The sequence below is a fragment of the Burkholderia sp. YHN3-13 genome, from assembly GCF_055810675.1.
This window is the reverse complement of sequence record NZ_JBVVNQ010000001.1, coordinates 233,529-252,733: the sequence shown is the minus strand read 5'-3', so window position 1 is coordinate 252,733 and position 19,205 is coordinate 233,529. Positions and strand designations below refer to the sequence as shown.

Below are 19,205 nucleotides of genomic sequence, written 5' to 3'. Positions count from 1 at the left end.
GAAGGATCGACATCATGGAAAACGCAGCGCGCATGACCGACGCGGCCCCGGCGGCCGTGCAGAAGAACCGGATGAACGTCTGGCAGCTGACCATTCTCACGGCGGTCAACATGATGGGCTCCGGCATCATCCTGCTGCCGTCGAAGCTCGCGCAGGTCGGCACGATCTCGCTGCTGTCGTGGATCGTCACGGCCGGCGGCTCGCTCGCGCTGGCCTACGCGTTCGCGCGCTGCGGGATGCTGAGCCGCAAGCCGGGCGGGATGGGCGGCTACGCGGAGTACGCGTTCGGCAAGGCCGGCAACTACATGGCGAACTACACGTACGGGCTGTCGCTCGTGATCGCCAACGTCGCGATCGGCGTCACGGCGGTCGGCTACGGCACCGTGCTGTTCGATGCGACGCTGTCGCCACTGCAGACGGGCCTGTGGACGATCTTCCTGCTCGTGCTCACGACGGTCGCGAACTTCGGCGGCTCGCGCATCACCGGCCGGATCGGCTCGGTGACCGTGTGGGGCGTGATCATTCCGGTCGTCGTCGTGTCGCTGATCGGCTGGTTCTGGTTCAGCGGCGCGACCTGGGGCGCGGCATGGAACCCGGGCAACCTGCCGTTCGGGCCGGCCGTCGGCAGCTCGATCGCGGTGACGCTGTGGGCTTTCCTCGGGCTCGAATCGGCGTGCGCGAACTCGGACGCCGTCGAGAATCCGGAGCGCAACGTGCCGATCGCCGTGCTCGGCGGCACGATTGCGTCGGCGATCTTCTACATCGTGTCGACCAACGTGATCGCGGGCATCGTGCCCAACGCGATCCTCGCGAAGTCGAACGCGCCGTTCGGCATCGCCTTCGCGACGATGTTCACGCCGACCGTCGGCACGATCGTCACCGCGCTGATGGTGATCGCGTGCATCGGCTCGCTGCTCGGCTGGCAGTTCACGGTCGCGCAGGTGTTCAAGAGCTCGGCGGACGTCGGCTACTTCCTGCCGGTGTTCGCGAAGGCGACGCGCACGGGCACGCCGATCGTCGGCATGGTGATCCTGCTCGTCGCGCAGGTCGTGCTGGCGCTGATGACGATCAGCCCGGAACTGAGCAGCCAGTTCCAGAAGATCGTCGATCTCGCGGTCGTGACGAACCTCGTGCCCTACGTGATGTCGATGGCCGCGCTGATCACCATCCAGAAGGTCGCGAAGGTGCCGCCCGGCAAGGCGCTGGTGACGAACGTGATCGCGATGGTCGCCACCGCGTACAGCTTCTATGCGCTGTTCAGCTCGGGCGAGCAGGCGCTGATGCTCGGCGGCCTGTGCGTGTTCCTGGGCTGGACGCTGTTCGGTTTCGTCAGCGCGCGCTTCTACCAGATGGAGGTCGACGCGCACGTGAAGGAGCCGGGGAAGTCGCTGCAGGCGTGAGCGCGGCCGCCGGCGGCCGGTGACGGCTACCGGTGGTGCTGCGTGAGCCGCGGCGGGAGTGCCTGCTTCAGCAGGTCGACGACCGCGCGCACGCGCGGCGGCAGCGGCCGCTGCGCGTGCACGAGCACGTTGAGCGCGAAGTCGGGAACGGCGTATTGCGGCAGGAGCCGGACCAGCCGGCCGTGCGCGAGCGCGTCGGCGCACGCCGGCTGCTGGACCACGCCGATGCCGCCGCCCGCCGCGATCGTGTCGAACATCGGGCGCCAGTGGCTCGTGGTCATGACCGTCCGGATCCGCGCGTATTCGACCGCGCTGCCGTCACACTGCAGCGGCACCTGTTCGTTCGCGAACACGCCTTTCACGCGGATGAACGGGTGGTGCGCGAGATCGGCCTTCGTTTCGATCGGGCCGTGCCGGTCCAGATACGACGGCGCGGCGACGAGCTCGCGGCCGACCGCGCCGAGCGCGTACGCGACGAACCCGCCGTCGCCCAGCTGGCCGACCCGGATCGAAATATCGACGCCCTCGGTGACCGGATCGACGATTTCGTCGTTCAGCACCAGGTCGATATGCAGCTTCGGATAGGCGGTGCGAATCTGCATCAGCACACCCGGCATCACGACCTCGCCGAAGCATTGCGGCGCCGCGAGCCGGATCGTGCCGTCGAGCGCGTTTTCCGTCTTCGATACCGATGCGACCGCCATTTCGGCCGCTTCGAGCAGCGCCTTGCTGCGTTCGTAGAAGAGGCGGCCTTCCTCCGTGCAGGCGAGGGTGCGTGCACTGCGCATCAGCAGCCGCGTGCCGAGATGCTTTTCGAGTTTTTCGATGCGTTCGCTGACGGCCGGCTGGCCCATGTCGAGATCCCGCGCCGCGCCGGACATCGTGCCGCGCTCCACGACCCTGACGTAGATGCGCATCGTCGCCAACAAATCCATGAAGTCGCGCCTTTTGTCTTCCGGTTCGATTCCTGCCGATCGACGGATGGTACCAAAGCAGCGGCGGTGCGGCGGTGTGCGTGGCGCCGATAGTGACTATCGGCAAGAGGGCGGCCGGTGCCGAAGCCGCGTGCGTTCGGCGGCGTCGTGAGCGAAAATCGGCTTTCTTGCGCGCGACCGACAGGAGAGCACGACATGACGCAACCGACCGAAGCGATACGCACGCACTGCGTCGCATGGCAGATCGAGCGGACGTGGCAGGCGTGCGAATGGTGCCGGCTCGCCGAATCGCACTCGGGCATCGACCTGTCGGGTTCGGTGTCGGGCGCGGTCGACGGCACGCCGTTTCGCGTCGACTACGCGATCGCATGCGGCGCCGACTGGCTCACGCGCTCGGCCCGCGTGACACGCTGGGCCGGCACGACGCGGCAGCAGTGGGACATTGCCTGCGATGCCGGCCAATGGACGATCGACGGCGTCGAGGCGCCGGCGCTTGCCGGTGCGACCGATATCGACCTCGGTTTCAGCCCGTCGACCAATACGCTGCCGATCCGGCGGCTCGCGCTCGCCGTCGGCGAAGCGGCCGTGATCCGCACGGCGTGGCTGCGCTTTCCGGATGTCGACCTGGTGCGCGGCGAGCAGCGCTACACGCGCACGGCAGCGCGGCGCTATCGCTACGAGAGCGGCACGTATGCGGCCGATATCGCGGTCGACGACGCGGGCCTCGTCACCGACTACGACGAATGGCGCCGCATCGGCGCCACGGCCGCGCCGTGACGCGTCAGCGTGCGCTGGCGACCGACAGCTTGCCCGGAATCAGCTTCAGCGTGCTGAACGTGTCGGCGATGTTCTGCTGATACGCGACCGTCGCATCGGTGATGGGCTGCACGCCGTAGCCGGCGCGCTTGAGCGCGATTTCGAGCGTCGGCGCGTCGAGGCCGACGAGCGGCGACAGTTGCGTGGCGACCTCGGGCACGTGATCGCGGGCCCAGCGGTCGACCGCGTCGACTTCGTCGAGCAGCGTGCGCAGCACCTGCGGGTGGGCGGCCGCATACTTGCGCGCGGCGAGGTAGTACTGCGTGTTGCGCACGAGCCCGTCGCCGTTCGCGACCACGCGCGCGCCGAGCTGCCGCTCGGCGGCGGCGAAGTACGGATCCCAGATCACCCACGCATCGACACTGCGCTGCACGAACGCGGCACGTGCGTCGGCGGGCGTCAGGTAGATCGGCTGGATGTCCGCATACGTGAGGCCCGCGCGTTCGAGCGCCTTCACGAGCAGGTAGTGGACGTTCGAGCCCTTGTTGAACGCGACTTTCTTGCCGCGCAGTTGCGCGACGGTGCGAATCGGCGAATCGGGCAGCACGATGATCGCCTCGCCCTGCGGCGCGGGCGGCTCGTTGCCGATATAGACGAAATCGACGCCGCCCGCCTGCGCGAAGATCGGCGGCGTTTCGCCGACCGTGCCGACGTCGATCGCACCGGCGTTCAGTCCTTCGAGCAGTTGCGGGCCGGCCGGGAACTCGAGCCATTGCACGGCGACGCCCTGGCTCGCCAGACGCTTCTCGAGCGTGCCGCGTGCCTTGAGCACGACGAAGTTGCCGTACTTCTGGAAGCCGATGCGCAGCCGCGTGCCGGTGTCGTCGGCGAGCGCGGGCCGGGCCGCGAGCGGGCCGAGCGCGAGCCCGGCCAGACCGGCGGCCGCGCCGTGCAGCCAGCGGCGGCGGCGCGGGTTCGCCGGGGTCGTTTCAATGTCTGCGAGCGGGGTGTCGTTCATTGGGTCATCCTGCGTGCGGGTTCACGGGCCGCGCGCGAGGACGGCGCGGCCGGCGCACGGCAGGGCCGGATGCGGGCGATGCACGCAACGGGCCCGGCCCGCGCCGGATTCAGGACGATACGGCGGCACCGGCCGGTGGCCAACCAACGAATGCGTATATGCAAATCAGCGGCGCGGCGGTGTTCAATCGGTGCCGGCGGCGCTTTCCTCGATCGCGTCGACCCGGTCCGGATAGAACGCGAGGTGCCCGCGAATCGCCTCGACGGCCGGGTACGGCTGCTCGTAGGTCCAGACCGCGTTGATCGAGCGTTCGCCGCCCGCCGGAATCGAGTAGTACGCGCAGTCGCCCTTGTACGGGCAATAGGTCGCATGGTCGGTGCGTTGCAGCAGCGACAGGTCGGCGTCCTCGCGCGGCAGATAGAGCACGGCCGGGTAGCTGGCCTCGCGCAGTACCAGCGCGCGGCGCGTATCGGCGACGACCTTGCCGGCCACCTTGACCACCACGCGCCGCGCATGGGGTTCGACCGTGATCGGATGATCGGGGCCCGGCGATTTCACGGGGCGGGCGGGCGTATCGGGGCTGATCGACATCGTGGGTCCTCCATGACGCGGCGGTGCGGCGGCGCCGGGCGGATCCCGGCGCGCCGGTGCCGGCGTTAACCAGCCGATACGATGCGCTCATTCCGGAAAGTCTGCAGGGGGCCGGAAGGCGGCGGCGCGAAAGGCCGCCGGATCGCGCGCCGGCGCTCGCGTGGACGTTTTCATGCACGGGCAGCGGGATGCGTCGGCAACGATAAGCAACGCCGAATTAATTGGTAAGCGATCGGCGGGAGGCGCGCGAAGATCGGCGGTCGTCATTCGCATGACAGCCATCCTTTCTTTCCGTCACCATGAAGAACGCTTACGTTTCGTCAGCCACGCGTCGTGCGCGTGGCGTCCCGCATGCCGTTGCCGCGCTTCGCTGCATCGCCGCGTCGCTGTTGCTCGCCGGCGCCGCGACACCGGCGCTGGCCGCGCCGACCGGCAAGACGCTCGTGTACTGCACCGAAGGCAGCCCGGCCGGCTTCGATCCGGGCCAGCACACGACGAGCACCGATTTCGACGCGAGCACGTACACGATCTACAACGGGCTCGTGCAGTTCAAGCGCGGCACGCTCGATATCGAACCGTCGCTCGCGACGAGCTGGGACGTCTCGCCCGACCAGCGCACGATCACGTTCCATTTGCGGCGCGGCGTGAAATTCCAGACGACCGCATGGTTCAAGCCGACGCGGCCGTTCCAGGCCGACGATGTCGTATTCACGTTCCGCCGCATGCTCGATCCGGACGATTCGTTCCGCAAGGCCTACCCGGTCAGCTTCCCGTATTTCAGCGATCTCGGGTTCGACCATAACGTCGAGCGCATCGACAAGATCGACGACTATACGGTGCGCTTCACGCTGAAGACGCCCGATGTCGTGTTCGTGCGCAACCTCGCGATGGCGTTCGCGTCGGTGCTGTCGGCCGAATATGCGTCGCAGCTTGCCGCGCGCCATCGCGAATCCGACATCAACCAGTTCCCGGTCGGCACCGGGCCGTTCCTGCTGCGCACGTACCAGAAGGATGCGCTGATCCGCTACGACGCGAATCCCGATTACTGGAAGCCGGACGACGTGAAGCTCGCGCGCCTCGTGTTCGCGATCACGCCCGATCCGGCCGCGCGCCTGCAGAAGCTGGTGGCCGGCGAGTGCCAGGTATCGGCATTCCCGCGTCCGGCCGATCTCGAGACGGTGCGGCGCGACCCGAAGCTGACGCTGTTCTCGGGCGTGGGGTTCAACGTCGGCTTCGTCGCGTACAACACTCAGCATCCGCCGCTCGATCGCGTCGACGTGCGGCGCGCGCTCGACATCGCGATCGACAAGACGGCGATCGTGAAGACCGTGTTCAACGGCGATGCGACGATCGCGACGAACCCGATGCCGCCCGCGCAATGGTCGTACAACCCGCGCCTGAAGGACGCGCCGCGCGATCCGGCCGCCGCGAAGGCGCTGCTCGCGCAGGCCGGCTTCCCGAACGGTTTCGACCTGACGCTGTGGGCGATGCCGGTGCAGCGCCCGTACAACCCGAATGCGCAGCTGATGGCGCAGCTGATCCAGCAGGACTGGGCGAAGATCGGCGTGCGCGCGAAGATCGTCAGCTACGAGTGGGGCGAATACAACCGCCGCGCGAAGCACGACGGCCAGCACGACGCGATCCTGTACGGCTGGTCGGGCGACAACGGCGACCCGGACAACTGGCTCGGCACGCTGCTCGGCTGCGACGCGGTGCACGGCAGCAACCTCGCGAAGTGGTGCAATCAGGATTTCGAAAAGCTCGTGAGCGCGGCACGCTCGAATGCGGATGTCGCGAAACGCACGTCGCTGTACGAGCAGGCGCAGGTCGTGTTCAAGGATCAGGTACCGTTCACGCCGATCGCGACGTCGATCGTGTCGTTGCCGATCTCGCGGCGCGTCCACGGGTTGACGTTCTCGCCGCTAGGCGGGCACCGGTTCGACGGCGTGTGGCTCGATTGATCGGGAAGCGGCCGGCGCGCGCGAGCGCACCGGTGCCGGAAGCGGACGGTCGAATCCGGCGGGTCAGTTGAGTGCGACGGCCGCGGCCGTTTCGACCGGCGAGCCTTCGAGCGCGACCGACGGCCGGCCGTCGGGGCCGACCGGCACGTCGCCGGTCAGCGTCGTGCGGTAGAGCTGCCGGTCGAAGTCGAGATCGAAGATGTCGACAGGCGCCAGATGCGCGGTCGCGCGGTTGTCCCAGAACGCGATGCTGCGCGGTTCCCACTTGAAGCGGATCGTGAATTCCGGCCGCGTCACGTGTTCCCACAGCAGTTCGAGCAGCGCCTGGCTCTCGCGCGGCGTCAGCCCGACGATCGATTTCAGGAAGCTCGGGCTGACGTACAGCGCGCGCTCGCCGGTCTCCGGATGCACGCGCACGAGCGGATGCTCGGTCACGAGCGGGCGGCGTTCGACGGCCTCGTCGAACGCGCCGGTGGCGCGCGCACCGGCCGGCGGCGTGAAGCGGTGAATGCCGCGCAAGCCGTCGACGAAGCCGCGCAACGGCGCGGACAGCGTCTCGTACGCGCGGACCAGGTTCGTCCAGTGCGTGTCGCCGCCGTACGGCGGGATCGTCACGCCGCGCAGGATCGACGCCCACGGCGGATTCACGGCGGCCGTCACGTCCGTGTGCCAGCCCGTCCACGGCCGGCGCACCGGTTCGCCTTCGAAGCGGGTCGCCTTGCGATGTTTCGCGATCGAATAGACGGCAGGGTGGCCGTCGACATGCCCGAATACCGGGTGGCCGACCGTCGGGTCGCCGAACTGCGCGGAGAACGCGACGTGCTGCTCGTGCGTGAGGAATTGTTCGCGAAAGAAGATGACGCGCCATTTCAGCAGCGCGGCGCGGATCGCGGCGATCTGCGGCGTGGTCAACGGCTGGGTGAGGTCGACGCCGCGGATTTCCGCGCCGATATGGGCGGACAGCGGAATCACGTCGACCGGCTGGGCGGCGGGTTCGAGTAGGGCGCTCATGCGACGCTCCTGACGGAAGTGAACGGGGCGGAGGGCCGACATCGTTGCGCGTGCAAGTGTCGGTGCGGTGACGGGACGCTCATGATCGGATCTTCGGTGGGAAACGGTGCGGCGGCGCGCGGCGCAGGCCGCCGCCGCGGGAGACGGGCGTTACTGCAGCGTGGCGCCCGGCCCTTTCAGCACGACGCTCTGGCGGCCGTCGATGCCGACCGGCACGTCGCCGTGAACGGTCGCGCGGCGCACGACGCGGCGCGCATCGCCGTAGTCGTTGATCGCGTAGTGCTGCGTCGCACGGTTGTCCCAGATCGCGACGTCGCCTTCCTGCCAGTTCCAGCGCACGGTGTTCTCGAGACGCGTCACGTGCTCGTGGAATACCTGCAGCAGGTGCGCGGAATCCTGCGACGACAGCCCCTTGAGCCGCTGGACGAAGTGGCCGAGCACGAGCGTGCGCTCGCCGGTTTCCGGATGCACGCGCACGACCGGGTGCTCGGTTTCATAGACGGTCGACGTGAACACTTCGCGGTAGCGCTTCAGTTGCGTGTCGTCGGCATGGACATGCGTCGACGCGTAGTCGTATGCGTTGGTGTGCAGCGCCCACAGCGTGTCGGCGAGCGCGCGCAGCGGGTCGGGGAGATGCGCGTACGCGGCGGCCGTATTGGCCCAGACGGTATCGCCGCCGAACGGCGGAATCACGACCGCGCGCAGGATCGAGATCTTCGGGTACGCATCGACGAATGTCACGTCGGTGTGCCACGAATTCGCGCGTGCGCCGTGTGCCGAATCGAGTTCGAGCAGATGGGCGCTGCCGTCGACGGACGGCACGGTCGGGTGCGCGACGGTGTCGCCGAAACGGCGCGCGAACGCTTCCTGCGCCGTGTCGTCGAGATGGTGCTGGCCGCGGAAGAACAGCACCTTGTGGCGCAGCAGCGCGGCCTGGACCGCATCGAACGTCGCGTCGTCGAGCGTGGCCGACAGCCGGACGCCGGAGATTTCGGCGCCGATCCGGCCGGCGACCTGGCGAAGCTGAAGCGGAACGGCGGCCGTGCGCGGCGCGGCGTGCGAAACAGGCGAAGACGGTTGTGCGGCGTGCTGGACTTCGGACATCGTGAGTCTCCTGGAGTCGGGTCGGTCGAGTCTCCATTCAAGCAGGGACTGCGCGGAACCGGAACCGATGAATCGTCACAACCTTAGTGTTCCTGCTGCGATGAACGATATGCGCTGCCAAGCGATCCGTTCGGGTCACGCGGTTACCATGCGAGCCGCCATTCGCCGATCCGGTGCGGGCGCGGCGTGTCGACGGGCTTGCCGCCCGTGCCGTCGCGGTGCGGTGGTTCGTGTTCGTCGAAATCGGCGAGCACGGTGTCGCGCAACCGCGCGAATTCCGGCGAATCGCGCCGGCGCGGCCGCGGCAGCGCGACATCGACGATGCGTTCGATGCGGCCCGGGCGCGGCGCCATCGTGACGACGCGGTCGCCGAGATAGACGGCTTCGTCGACGTCGTGCGTGACGAGCATCATCGTGATGCGCTCCTGTTCCCAGATGCGCAGCAGTTCGTTCTGCATCCGCGCACGCGTCTGCGCGTCGAGCGCGCCGAACGGCTCGTCGAGCAGCAGCACGCGCGGGCGGTTCACGAGGCCGCGCGCGATCGCGACGCGTTGCGCCATCCCGCCCGACAACTGGTTCGGGAAGGCGCGCTCGAAGCCGTTCAGCCCGACGAGCGCGACGTGTTCCGCGACCGCGCGCCGCTTCGCGGCCGCGTCGAGCGGTGCGTTGCGCAGCGCGGCGGCAATGTTCTGCTCGACGGTCAGCCACGGGAACAGCCGGTGGTCCTGGAACACGATCCCGCGCTGCAGCGACGTGTCGCGCACGTATTCGTCGCCGGCGCGGATCTCGCCGGCATAGTCGGTGTCGAGCCCGGCAACCAGCCGCAGCAGGGTCGACTTGCCGCAGCCGCTCGCGCCGACGATCGTGACGAACTCGCCGGCGCGTACGTGCAGCGAGACGTCGTCGAGCACGGCGAGCGTCGTGCCGCGTTGTGTGTAGTGCTTGCTCACATGGAGGATGTCGAGCGAATCGGAGGCGAGCGTCGTCATGGCGGGGCGATGAGAGGGGTGACGGACAGGGGACGGAATATCAGCGCGGCAGGTCGCCGCGGCGGGCCAGCACCTTGCGCTCGATCGCCCGCGCGATCGCGTTCAGCGCCCAGCCGGTGATCCCGACGACGATGATCCCGAACAGCACGAGATCCATGCGGAACTGCTCGCTGCCGTCGATCAGCGTGTTGCCGATGCCGGCGCCCGCGACCAGCAGGTATTCGGCGCCGAGCGTCGCGAGCCACGAATAGATCAGGCCGAGATACAGGCCGGTGAAGATCGACGGCAGCGCGGCCGGCAGGATCACGTGGCGAATGAGCTGGAGCCGCGAGTAGCGCAGCGCACGGGCGACGTCGACATACGCGCGCGGCACCGCGTGAATGCCGTCGCACGTGTGCGCGGCGACGGGCAGCAGCGCGGCGAGCGACAGGAACACGACCTTGGCGACGTCGCCCAGGCCGAACCAGACGGAAATCAGCGGAATCCATGCGAACAGCGAGATCTGCTTGAACGTGTCGAAGCTCGGGCCGATCATTCGTGCGGTGACGCGCGACAGCCCGAGCGCGGCGCCGAGCAGCAGGCCGCCCGCCGCGCCGATCGCGAAGCCGCACGCTTCGCGCGCGAGCGATGCGGACAATGCGCGGCCGAGCGCGCCGCTCGTGGCCTGCACCCATGCGGTGCGCAGCACGTCGGACGGGCTAACGAGCAGCCCGCTTTTCACGAGATGCGCGGAAGCGATCGCCCACCAGAGCGCGATCGCCACGAGCGGCAGCACGATGCCGCGCCAGTCGGGCGCGTGCAGGCGGCGCACGGGCGTCGGCGTATCGTCCGGCGCGAATGCCGGGGGAGCGGGGTGCGGCACGGGTGACTCTCCTTCGATTGGGCGGGCGGGCTCAACCGCGAAACGCGGACGGCACGCCGCGGCGCAGGCGCGCCTCGAGCGCGTCGAGCAGCCGGTTGATCAGCAGGCCGACCGCGCCGACCACGACCACGGCCGCCATCACGAGATCGAGCTGGAACAGTTGGCGCCCGTACACGATCAGGTAGCCGAGCCCTTCCGACGAGGCGACGAGCTCGACGACGACGAGCGCGAGCCACGACTTCGTGAACGCGAGCCGCACGCCGGTCGCGAGCGTCGGGATCGCGGCCGGCAGCACGACATGGACGATGCGTTGGCGGCGCGTGTAGCCGAACACGCGTGCGACTTCGTCGAGCGCGGGCGGTGTCTGGCGGAAACCCTGCAACGTGCTCAGCGTGACGGGGACGAGTGCCGCATGCGCGATCAGCAGGTATTTGAGCGGCTCGCCGACGCCGACGAGCAGCAGCAGGAACGGCAACCAACCGAGCACCGGAATCTGCACGAGCGCGTTGAAGCTCGGCAATACGTAAGCTTCCAGCGTACGGGACAGCCCGAGCGCGACGCCGATCGACAAACCGAGCAGCGTGCCGGCCGCGAAGCCGACCAGCACGCGTTGCAGGCTGATCAGCGTGTGGCGCGCGAGATCGCCGCTCGTCACGAGGTCGGAGAGCGATTCGTACACGCGTTCGGGCGGCGGCAGGATTTGCGGCGCGATCCAGCCGCGCGCGCTGCCGACGGTCCACAGCACGAACAACAGTGCGGGCAGCACCCACGGGGCGAGCTGCCATGCGAGCCGCTTCACGAATGCCGCGCGGTGCGGCGGCGCGGCGAGCGCTTGAGGCTCGGATCTCAGGGCGGGAAACGCGGTGTCGCTCATCGGCGCAGGTCCGGGTCAGGAAAGCGGTTTGCCGGCGGCGTCGTAACGTGGCCAGTAGTTTTCGAGCTTCAGCGTGCGCAGCGCGTTGTCGAGATACTTCGGCTCGAACCAGCCGTCGACGTCGACCGGCTGCCGGATCAGCTTCAGGTTCAGCGCATCCTGCGCGACGGCCTTGTAGCGTGCGATGACGAACGGATCGATCAGCGGGGACAGCCGGTCCTTCAGGCGCTGGTTCGCAAAGTCGGCTTGCCACGACGTGTACGGCACGCCGCTTTTCGTCCACAGCTTGAACAGCGCATCGCGGTTCGCCTCGTCGGACGACCATTGCGCGCCTTTCACGTACGCGGTGACGACGCGCTGCACGATGTCCGGGTGCGCGCGCTCGAAATCGTCGAGCACGAGCAGGTGGGTCTGCCGCGTCAACTGCGGGCCGTCGTTCTGCGATTCGTAGATGATCTTCGCGAGCCCCGCGTCGCGCAGCTTGTACAGCTGGTAGTCGCCGACCGCCGCATCGATGCCTTTCGACGCGAGCGCGGCGAGCGAGCTGGCGGAATCGAGGTTGATCACGCGCAGGTCGCGTTCGCCGAGGCCGTTCTTCGCGAGCGCGTTGTCGGCGACGAGCTGCAGGTTGGTGCCGCGGAAGATCGACACGCGGCGCTCTTTGAGGTCCTTGATCGAACGGATCGTCGAGTCGGGCGGCACCGCGATCTTGATGCCCGAGCGCACGCTGGCCGCGAGCAGCAGGTGCGTCTTGATCCCGTTCGAGCGGGCGAGCACGGCAGGCAGGTCGCCCTGGTACGCGAAGTCGAGCGCCTTGTTGGCGATCGCCTCGTTGACGGCCGGCCCCGCGCCCTTGAAGAACAGCCACTGCACCTTGATGCCGTCGGCGGCGAATTCCTTTTCGACGAGTTGCTGCAACTGCACGGTGGCGGCGCTCGATCCGCCGAAGGTCGGCGGATCGCCGGTGCCTTGCTGGGCGACGCCGATGCGGATGGTCGTGGGCTTGTCGGCATGCGCGGCGGCAGCCGGCAACGTAATGAGGGACGCGATCAGCAGCGATCGCAGCAGGCGCAGTGGGAGCATGAATCGATCGGTCAGGAGTACGTTGGAGAGGCGGCGACACGTGTCGGTCCGTCGAATCATTCTCGATGACGGGACGGGGGCGGACAAGAAACGATTTGAACTATGCTTATCGCGGGACGATGCAGGACGAAACCATGTCGCGCATGGCACGCAGTCGTTGCGGCTGCGTGCACGACGGCGGGGAGGTCGTCCGACTCGACGGTCGTACGGAGGGGGGCACGCAAGTCCGGAAGCCGACACGCGCGCCGTGCCCGGCCGGGACATGCCGCGGCCCCGTCGAAAACCGTCAAGCAGACACGTTGCGAATCGCGATCGACGCGACGTCGACGCGCCGCGGCAGGATCGCGTCCGCCGCCGCGCGGTCGGCGACGCGCTGCAGCACGTCGATGTCGGCGCCGCTGAGGCTGCGCTGCGCGAGCGCCGCGCGGTGCGCGATGTCGGCGGCTGCGTCGGGCGGCAGGCGCGTGAGCGACGCATAGACGTTCGCATAGTCGGCCGGGTGCGCCAGCGCCCATTGGCCCGCGCGGGCCAGCCGGGCGAGCACGTCCGCGAGCGCCGCGCGTTTCGCGGCGTCGTTCAGCGTCTCGATCGGCGACGTGAGGAACGCGAGCCCCGAATTGATGCCGCTGCCGTCCCGGACGACGCGCGCGCCGCGTCGTACCGCATGCCCGTAGTACGGGTCGAAGGTCGCCCAGATGGGGATCCGTTTCGCCTCGAACGCGGCGAATGCGTCGACGGGCAGCACGAAGCGCACGTCGACGTCGCGCGGCGCAAGGCCGTGTTCGCGCAGTGCGCCATACAACTGGTATTGGGAAATGCTGCCGCGCGCCGACGACACGACGACGGTCTGCCCTTTCAGGTCGGCGACGGCGCGAACCGGCGAATCGGGCTGCACGACGATGCCGAGCGACGCCGGCGAGCCGACGCGCGTCGCGACGATCCGCAGCGACGGATCGCCGAGCGCGGCTGTCAGCACCGGCAGGTCGCCGGCCGGCGCGAGATCGATCGCGCCCGCGCGCTGGGCCTCGAACAGCGGTGCGGCGCCCTGGAAATTGGCCCAGCGGAACCGGTAGGGCGTGCCGTCGAGCACGCGCGCGGCCTCGGCCAGCGCGCGCAGGCCGCCGGCCTGGTCGCCGAGCACGAGCGTGACGCCCGACAGGTCGGCGCCGGTCGCATGGGCCGGCAGTGCGATACCGCCGGAGAGCGGGGCGGCGGCGAGCGCGGCAAGGCGCTGCAGCACGCGGCGGCGCGCTGCGGTGGAAGAGGGATTCATCGGCGGCATGTCCTGGGTGATCCGCGCTCGTGCGGCGCGGCTGCCGGGCAGGTTACGGAATCGGTTTCCGGCCGACAAATATCGAATCGTGCAATGCATATTCGCGCGGCGACTGCCGGGCCGGCCTCGACGCGTGCGGGCGCCGTTCTCAGGCGGCGTTCGAGCCGGCCGGCACGACCGTGCGCAGGAACGCGCGCACGGCCGGCGCCTTTTCGAAGCGCCGGTGCGCGAGCGCCAGCTCCGACACGATCGGCTTGCCGGCGATCGGCCGGTACACGACGCCCGGCAGCGACACGCAGCCGGCGAGCGCATCGGGAATCACCGCGACCCAGCTGTTCACGGACACACAGGCGAGCACGGCGAGCAAGCCGCCCGGCCGCGCGGCGATCAGCGGTGCGAATCGGCCGCGGCGCGCGACGTCGAGCGTGCCGCGCTCCTGTTCCGGCACCGCGAAGCGCGCGCCGGCGAGGTCGGCCGCCCGCACGGTCGACGCTTCCGCGTAGCGCGAATCGGCCGGCACGGCCGCGACGAACACGTCGCGCTGCAGCGTGACGATCCGCAGGCCGCCGGGCAACGGCAGCGGCGGGCGCACGTACGCGAGGTCGAGCCGGCCCGTGTCGAGCTGGTTCGCGACGTCGTCCATCGGCACTTCGCGCAGGTTCAGCTCGATGCGCGGGTGCGCGGCGCGGAACGCGCCGACCGTGCGCTGCAGCGTGCCCGAATAGACGGCGGACGACACGTAGCCGATCTCGATCCGGCCGAGTTCGCCGCGCTCGGCCAGCGCGGCGAGTTCGCGGCCGCGCTGCAGGTGTTCGCATGCGGCGCGTGCTTCGGCGAGATAGGCCTCGCCGGCGGCGCTCAGCGTGACCGCGCGGCGCGACCGGTGAAAGAGCCGCACGCCGAGCACGCGTTCGGCTTCCTGGATCTGCCGCGTGAGCGCGGGCGGCGCCATGTCGAGCGCTTCGGCCGCGCGGGCGAAATGCAGGTGCTGCGCGACGCTCAGGAACGCGCGCACGTGACGGAATTCGAGCCGGTCCATGATTGCAATTTTCGTCAATAAAACAGTATTTGAGTGTCAATGACAGGCAATACCGGGCAAGCCTAGCATACGGCTTGTCCATCCTGCTCCGGAGTTGCCGATGTCCCAGTCCTCACCCGCGTCGCGCGCGGCCGCGGCTGCCGCCCCGCATGCGGGCGCCCGCCTGCCGGCCGCCGCGACGCTCACGGTCGCGTCGGCGACCTGTTCGCTGATCGTGCTCGACACGAACGTCGTCGCCGTATCGCTGCCGAGCATCGCGCGCAGCTTTCATGCGAGCTTCGCCGACATCGAATGGGTCGTGAGTGCGTACATGACCGCGTTCGCCGCGTGCCTGCTGCCGGCCGGCGGGCTCGCCGACCGCTTCGGGCGCAAGCGGATGCTCTTCGCGGGGCTCGCGCTCTTTTGTCTCGCGTCGCTCGGCTGCGGCGTCGCGCCGTCGGCCGGCTGGCTGATCGCCGCGCGCGCGGTGAAGGGCGGCGGCGCCGCGCTGCTGCTGACGGCCGCGCTCGCGGTGATCGCGAACCGTTTTCCGGACGGGCGCGAACGGGCGCGTGCGTGGGCGATCTGGGGCATGTGCATGGGGATCGCGACGGCGATCGCGCCGCTCGTCGGCGGTGCGATCACGCAATGGATCGGGTGGCGCTGGGTGTTCCTGCTGAACCTGCCGGTCTGTGTGCTGCTGGCGGCCGGTGCACGCGTCGCGATCGACGAGTCGAGGGATCCGCACGCGAAACGCGTGGACGCGGCCGGCAGCCTGCTGTTCGGCGCGGCGCTCGCGTGCGCGATCGCGGCGCTGATCGGCGCGCCGGCGCACGGCTGGCTGTCGGCCGCGACGCTCGGCCGGCTCGCGCTTGCCGCTGCGCTGCTGGCGGCGTTCATCGGCGCGGAGCGCTGGCAGGCGCGGCCGATGATCGATCTCGCGCTGTTCCGCCAGCCGCGTTTCGTCGGCGCGGTGCTCGCGATGTTCGGTTATGCGGCTTGCGCGCAGGTGATGATGACGTTCCTGCCGCTGTACCTGCAGAACGCGTTCGGGATGTCGGCGATCGACGCGGGGCTCGGGATGCTGCCGTTCGCGTTGGCGATGATCGCCGGCCCGTCGCTCGGCGCGGCGCTTGCCGCACGCGTGTCGTCGGGCGGCGTGCTGGCGGGCGGGCTCGCGCTGATCGGCGCGGGCAACCTCGTCACCGCGGCGCTGACGGCCAGCGGCGACTACCGGCTCGTCGCGCTCGGCATGTTCGTGACGGGCTGCGGCGCCGGCATCATGAACGGCGACACGCAGAAGGCGATCATGGCGTGCGTCCCGGCGGACCGCACGGGCATGGCGTCGGGCATCAGCACGACGACGCGCTTCACGGCGATCGTGACGGCCGTCGGCGTGCTCGGTGCGGTGCTGACAGCGAGCACGCACGCGCGGCTCGACGCGCTGCTGAGCGCCGCGCCCGGCCTGCGTGCATTCGCCGATGCGCCGTTCATGTCGAGCCTGCTCGCCGGCGACCTGGCGCAGGCACTCGGCCGCGTGCCGCCGTCGGCCGTGGGCATACTCGCCAAGGCGGCGCCCGTCGGGTTCGCGAGCGGGTTCGCCGCTGCGCTCACCGCGAGCGGCGTGCTGGCATTCGGCGTGGCCGTCGTTGCATACAAGTTGCTTGCGCAACCGATGCGCGACGGTGCATGACGCCGCACGGGGCGCGCTGCCCGGTGCCTCGTCAGTGCTTCAGCGCATCGCGGCTGGTTTCCGCGTCGTGCAGCGCACGCGTTGCGTCGCGCAGCTTGCGCTGCTTGTCGGCGAGCTTGCGCTGCGCCTTCGCGAGCTTGCCCGCGTCATCGCGCGTTTCCGCTTGTCGCACCGCGGCTTCCGCCTCGTGCGCCTCGTCGCGTGCCTTCGCGAGATCGCGCTGCTCGTCGCGTACCTTGCGTTCGGCGCGCGCAAGCTGGCCGGCGTCCGTGCAGTTCGCACCGATCGCATCAAGCGCGGCTTGCTGGCGCATGGCCTGTTGCGTATTGCCGTGCAGTTTCGCGTAGTCGATCTGCGTCTGCAGCGCGCGGATGCGCGTTGCACAGTCCTGCGTGTCGGCCGTCGCGGGCGGGCTGGCGAGCGTTGCAAGCGCAAGCGTGATGGCGGTCAGGGGGCCTTTCATCGGGGATTCCTCGGTATGTTGCCGGCGGCAGCGCATGCGGCCGGCGGTGTGCGAGACGACGCATGGCCGTTCATCGGTCCGCATTGTGCAAGGCGGACCCGGGCGGGTAAATAGGATCAGTCTGACATGCGATCGACAGCGCGCGGCGCGGGCACCATCGATGCGACGACGTGAGGTATGCGTCAATGGCGTCAGTGCGATTTCGTCGTGAGACGCGCATGACGCGCGACACGCGCGACGAACGGCTGCCGCTCGGTACGGCAGCGCGTGGTCCGGCGTGCGCGCGGCCGTCGCGGCGGTTCGGACTCGGATGACGCGAGCGGTGCTGGCAAACCGGCGGCCGCGACCGCCGCGACCGCCGCGACCGCCGGCAGCATCGCTTCAGCCTCGAGCCATGCGTGCGTCGCCTCCGCGATCAGCCCGCGCAGCCAGCTCACGCCCTCGGCGCACGATCCCGCTTCGTTCCACGTCATCCGGTACACGATGTCCGGCGGTTCGGCCGGCAGCGCGATCGCGGCGAGCGGCAGCAGCTTCGCATAGTGCCGCGCGAGCCGGTACGTGGTCGTGAGGATCATATCGGTGCGGACGAGCGCGTGCGCGGCAAGCTCGAAGTGCGGCAGCGTGACGACGATCCGCCGTTGCAGGCCCACGCGTTCGAGCTGCCGGTCGATCGCGCCGGACGCTTCGAGCCACGACGGCGTCGGGCACAGCTGCGGCGCCGCCACGAAGTCGGCGGCCGTCATCGCGCCGCGCCGCGCGAGCGGATGCGTCGCGCGCATCAGGCACACGACGCGGTCGTCGAACAGGTCGTCCTGCCGGAAGCGCGACCGGCGTGCGGGGCGGTTGTCGATCACGACGTCGAGCTCGCCGTCGGCCAGCGCACGCTCGTCGTCGAAACCGTCGCCAAGCGGATGGAAGACGAGTTGCGCGTTCGGCGCGCGCTCGCGGAACAGCGCGACGAGCTTCGGCACGAACAGCACGTTCAGGTAGTCGGGGCAGCCGATCCGGTAGGTGCGCACCGACGTGCGTGCGTCGAACGTCGGCTGCTGGATGCGGATGAAGTCGATCACGCGCAGTGCGTTGCGCAGCGGCTCGATCAGCCGCGCTCCGAACTCGGTCGGCACCATCCCGTAGCGGCTGCGTACCAGCAGCGGATCGCCGAGCAGCGTGCGCAGGCGCTTGAGCGCGGCGCTCGTCGCCGGCTGCGACATGTTCAGGCGCACGGCCGCACGCGACACGGTGCGCTCGGTCAGCAGCACGAGCAGGATGCGCATCAGCCGCGCATCGAGCACGTCGAGCGCGCCCGTGGCGTCGGCCGCGTCGCGCGGCAGGGTGGTCGGGTCTAGCGGGTCCCGCATGCCGATCCGTCTCCCGGCGATACCGTGACCGCGCGCGACGCGACTGCCGGCCGGCGGCCTGGTGTCATTTTGCGAAGGCTCCCGGCCAGCCGACGATCCGCTTCGGGCGCGGCGGCGCGTACGTGCGGACCTTCGACGTCTTCAGCTTCAGGCGGACCAGCGACTCGGCGAGCGCGACCGCGGCCGATACGCCGTCGACGACCGGCACGCCCGTGCATTCCTCGATCTGCCGGTCGAGGCCGGCCATCCCGCCGCAACCGAGACAGATCACTTCCGCGCGGTCGTCCTGCACCGCGCGCTGCGCCTGGCCGACGATCGACTCGATCGCGCGGGCCGGGTTCTCCTCGAGTTCGAGCACCGCGAGGCCGCTGGCACGCACCGACGCGCAGCGCGCATCGAGCCCGGCCAGCTTCAGGCGATCCTCGATCAGCGGCACCGTGCGGTCGAGCGTCGTGACGACCGAGTAGCGATGGCCGAGCAGCATCGCGACGCTCGCGGCCGCTTCGGTGATGTCGACGACGGGCACCGTCAGCAGCTCCTGCAGGCCTTCGCGGCCGTGTTCGCCGTAGCCGGCCTGGATCACCGCGTCGTACGGTTCGTCGTAGCTCGACACGCGGTCCATCACGGCGATCGCCGCGAGGTAGCTCTCGAAGTTGCCTTCGATCGATTCCGCGCCGAAGCGCGGCGTGAGCCCGACGATCTCCGTGCCGGGCGATGCGACGGCCCGCGCCTGCGCGGCGATCGCGTCGGTGATCGACTCGGTCGTGTTGACGTTGACTACCAGGATTCTCATCGGTGGCTCCGTGTGCGTGTGTG

The 19,205-nt window shown here is 69.5% G+C and carries 18 protein-coding genes; 4 read left to right on the top strand and 14 right to left on the bottom strand.

What is annotated here, in order from left to right:
• Positions 1-14 precede the first annotated feature (14 nt).
• Positions 15-1,400 carry a putrescine-ornithine antiporter gene (gene potE / locus AC0KUR_RS01105; protein ID WP_034185860.1) on the top strand — a complete coding sequence of 462 codons (1,386 nt, stop codon included), beginning with the start codon at positions 15-17 and terminating at the stop codon, positions 1,398-1,400.
• 26 nt (positions 1,401-1,426) lie between these two features.
• Here potE and AC0KUR_RS01100 read toward each other — a convergent pair whose 3' ends face one another.
• Positions 1,427-2,335 carry a LysR family transcriptional regulator gene (locus AC0KUR_RS01100; RefSeq protein WP_473375216.1) on the bottom strand — a complete coding sequence of 303 codons (909 nt, stop codon included), beginning with the start codon at positions 2,333-2,335 and terminating at the stop codon, positions 1,427-1,429.
• A 195-nt stretch (positions 2,336-2,530) separates the two neighbouring features.
• Here AC0KUR_RS01100 and AC0KUR_RS01095 point away from each other — a divergent pair, with 195 nt between their 5' ends.
• On the top strand, positions 2,531-3,112 hold the full coding sequence (locus tag AC0KUR_RS01095; protein WP_473375215.1) for a putative glycolipid-binding domain-containing protein: 582 nt from the start codon (positions 2,531-2,533) through the stop codon (positions 3,110-3,112).
• Between the two features lie 4 nt (positions 3,113-3,116).
• Here the strand turns inward: AC0KUR_RS01095 and AC0KUR_RS01090 are convergent, their stop codons facing one another.
• A complete protein-coding gene (locus AC0KUR_RS01090; protein WP_034185863.1) occupies positions 3,117-4,109 on the bottom strand; it encodes a sulfonate ABC transporter substrate-binding protein in 993 nt (330 codons plus the stop codon).
• Between the two features lie 183 nt (positions 4,110-4,292).
• Positions 4,293-4,700 (bottom strand): DUF427 domain-containing protein, encoded by a 408-nt coding sequence (locus tag AC0KUR_RS01085; RefSeq protein ID WP_034185864.1) that lies wholly within the window; start codon positions 4,698-4,700, stop codon positions 4,293-4,295.
• A 299-nt stretch (positions 4,701-4,999) separates the two neighbouring features.
• Here AC0KUR_RS01085 and AC0KUR_RS01080 point away from each other — a divergent pair, with 299 nt between their 5' ends.
• Entirely contained in the window at positions 5,000-6,661 is a 1,662-nt protein-coding gene (locus AC0KUR_RS01080) for an ABC transporter substrate-binding protein (protein WP_473375214.1), read from the top strand.
• A 63-nt stretch (positions 6,662-6,724) separates the two neighbouring features.
• Here AC0KUR_RS01080 and AC0KUR_RS01075 read toward each other — a convergent pair whose 3' ends face one another.
• From AC0KUR_RS01075 to AC0KUR_RS01040, 8 genes are all read right to left on the bottom strand, one after another.
• On the bottom strand, positions 6,725-7,672 hold the full coding sequence (locus AC0KUR_RS01075) for a TauD/TfdA dioxygenase family protein (protein WP_034185866.1): 948 nt from the start codon (positions 7,670-7,672) through the stop codon (positions 6,725-6,727).
• Between the two features lie 150 nt (positions 7,673-7,822).
• Positions 7,823-8,776, bottom strand: coding sequence for a TauD/TfdA dioxygenase family protein (locus AC0KUR_RS01070; protein WP_034185867.1), 954 nt, complete (start codon positions 8,774-8,776; stop codon positions 7,823-7,825).
• 143 nt (positions 8,777-8,919) lie between these two features.
• The gene (locus tag AC0KUR_RS01065) at positions 8,920-9,765 is read right to left on the bottom strand and encodes an ABC transporter ATP-binding protein (RefSeq protein WP_034185868.1); all 846 of its coding nucleotides are present in this window, start codon (positions 9,763-9,765) and stop codon (positions 8,920-8,922) included.
• Positions 9,766-9,805: 40 nt separating this feature from the next.
• Positions 9,806-10,627 carry an ABC transporter permease gene (locus AC0KUR_RS01060; protein WP_034185869.1) on the bottom strand — a complete coding sequence of 274 codons (822 nt, stop codon included), beginning with the start codon at positions 10,625-10,627 and terminating at the stop codon, positions 9,806-9,808.
• Positions 10,628-10,658: 31 nt separating this feature from the next.
• Positions 10,659-11,501: an ABC transporter permease gene (locus AC0KUR_RS01055; RefSeq protein WP_034185870.1), complete on the bottom strand. Its 843-nt coding sequence runs from the start codon at positions 11,499-11,501 to the stop codon at positions 10,659-10,661.
• Between the two features lie 15 nt (positions 11,502-11,516).
• On the bottom strand, positions 11,517-12,584 hold the full coding sequence (locus AC0KUR_RS01050; RefSeq protein WP_069705064.1) for an ABC transporter substrate-binding protein: 1,068 nt from the start codon (positions 12,582-12,584) through the stop codon (positions 11,517-11,519).
• A gap of 286 nt (positions 12,585-12,870) precedes the next feature.
• Positions 12,871-13,857 carry an ABC transporter substrate-binding protein gene (locus AC0KUR_RS01045; RefSeq protein WP_034185989.1) on the bottom strand — a complete coding sequence of 329 codons (987 nt, stop codon included), beginning with the start codon at positions 13,855-13,857 and terminating at the stop codon, positions 12,871-12,873.
• Between the two features lie 148 nt (positions 13,858-14,005).
• A complete protein-coding gene (locus tag AC0KUR_RS01040; protein WP_473375213.1) occupies positions 14,006-14,896 on the bottom strand; it encodes a LysR family transcriptional regulator in 891 nt (296 codons plus the stop codon).
• A gap of 100 nt (positions 14,897-14,996) precedes the next feature.
• Between AC0KUR_RS01040 and AC0KUR_RS01035 the strand changes: the two genes are divergently transcribed.
• Positions 14,997-16,568 carry an MFS transporter gene (locus AC0KUR_RS01035; protein ID WP_473375212.1) on the top strand — a complete coding sequence of 524 codons (1,572 nt, stop codon included), beginning with the start codon at positions 14,997-14,999 and terminating at the stop codon, positions 16,566-16,568.
• A gap of 31 nt (positions 16,569-16,599) precedes the next feature.
• Here AC0KUR_RS01035 and AC0KUR_RS01030 read toward each other — a convergent pair whose 3' ends face one another.
• The 3 genes from AC0KUR_RS01030 to AC0KUR_RS01020 form a co-directional block, all read right to left on the bottom strand.
• A complete protein-coding gene (locus AC0KUR_RS01030) occupies positions 16,600-17,031 on the bottom strand; it encodes a DUF1090 family protein (RefSeq protein ID WP_034185874.1) in 432 nt (143 codons plus the stop codon).
• Positions 17,032-17,222: 191 nt separating this feature from the next.
• Positions 17,223-18,389, bottom strand: coding sequence for a LysR family transcriptional regulator (locus AC0KUR_RS01025; RefSeq protein ID WP_473375211.1), 1,167 nt, complete (start codon positions 18,387-18,389; stop codon positions 17,223-17,225).
• Between the two features lie 64 nt (positions 18,390-18,453).
• Complete coding sequence (locus tag AC0KUR_RS01020) at positions 18,454-19,182, bottom strand: aspartate/glutamate racemase family protein (RefSeq protein ID WP_059558278.1); 729 nt, start codon at positions 19,180-19,182, stop codon at positions 18,454-18,456.
• Positions 19,183-19,205 lie beyond the last annotated feature (23 nt).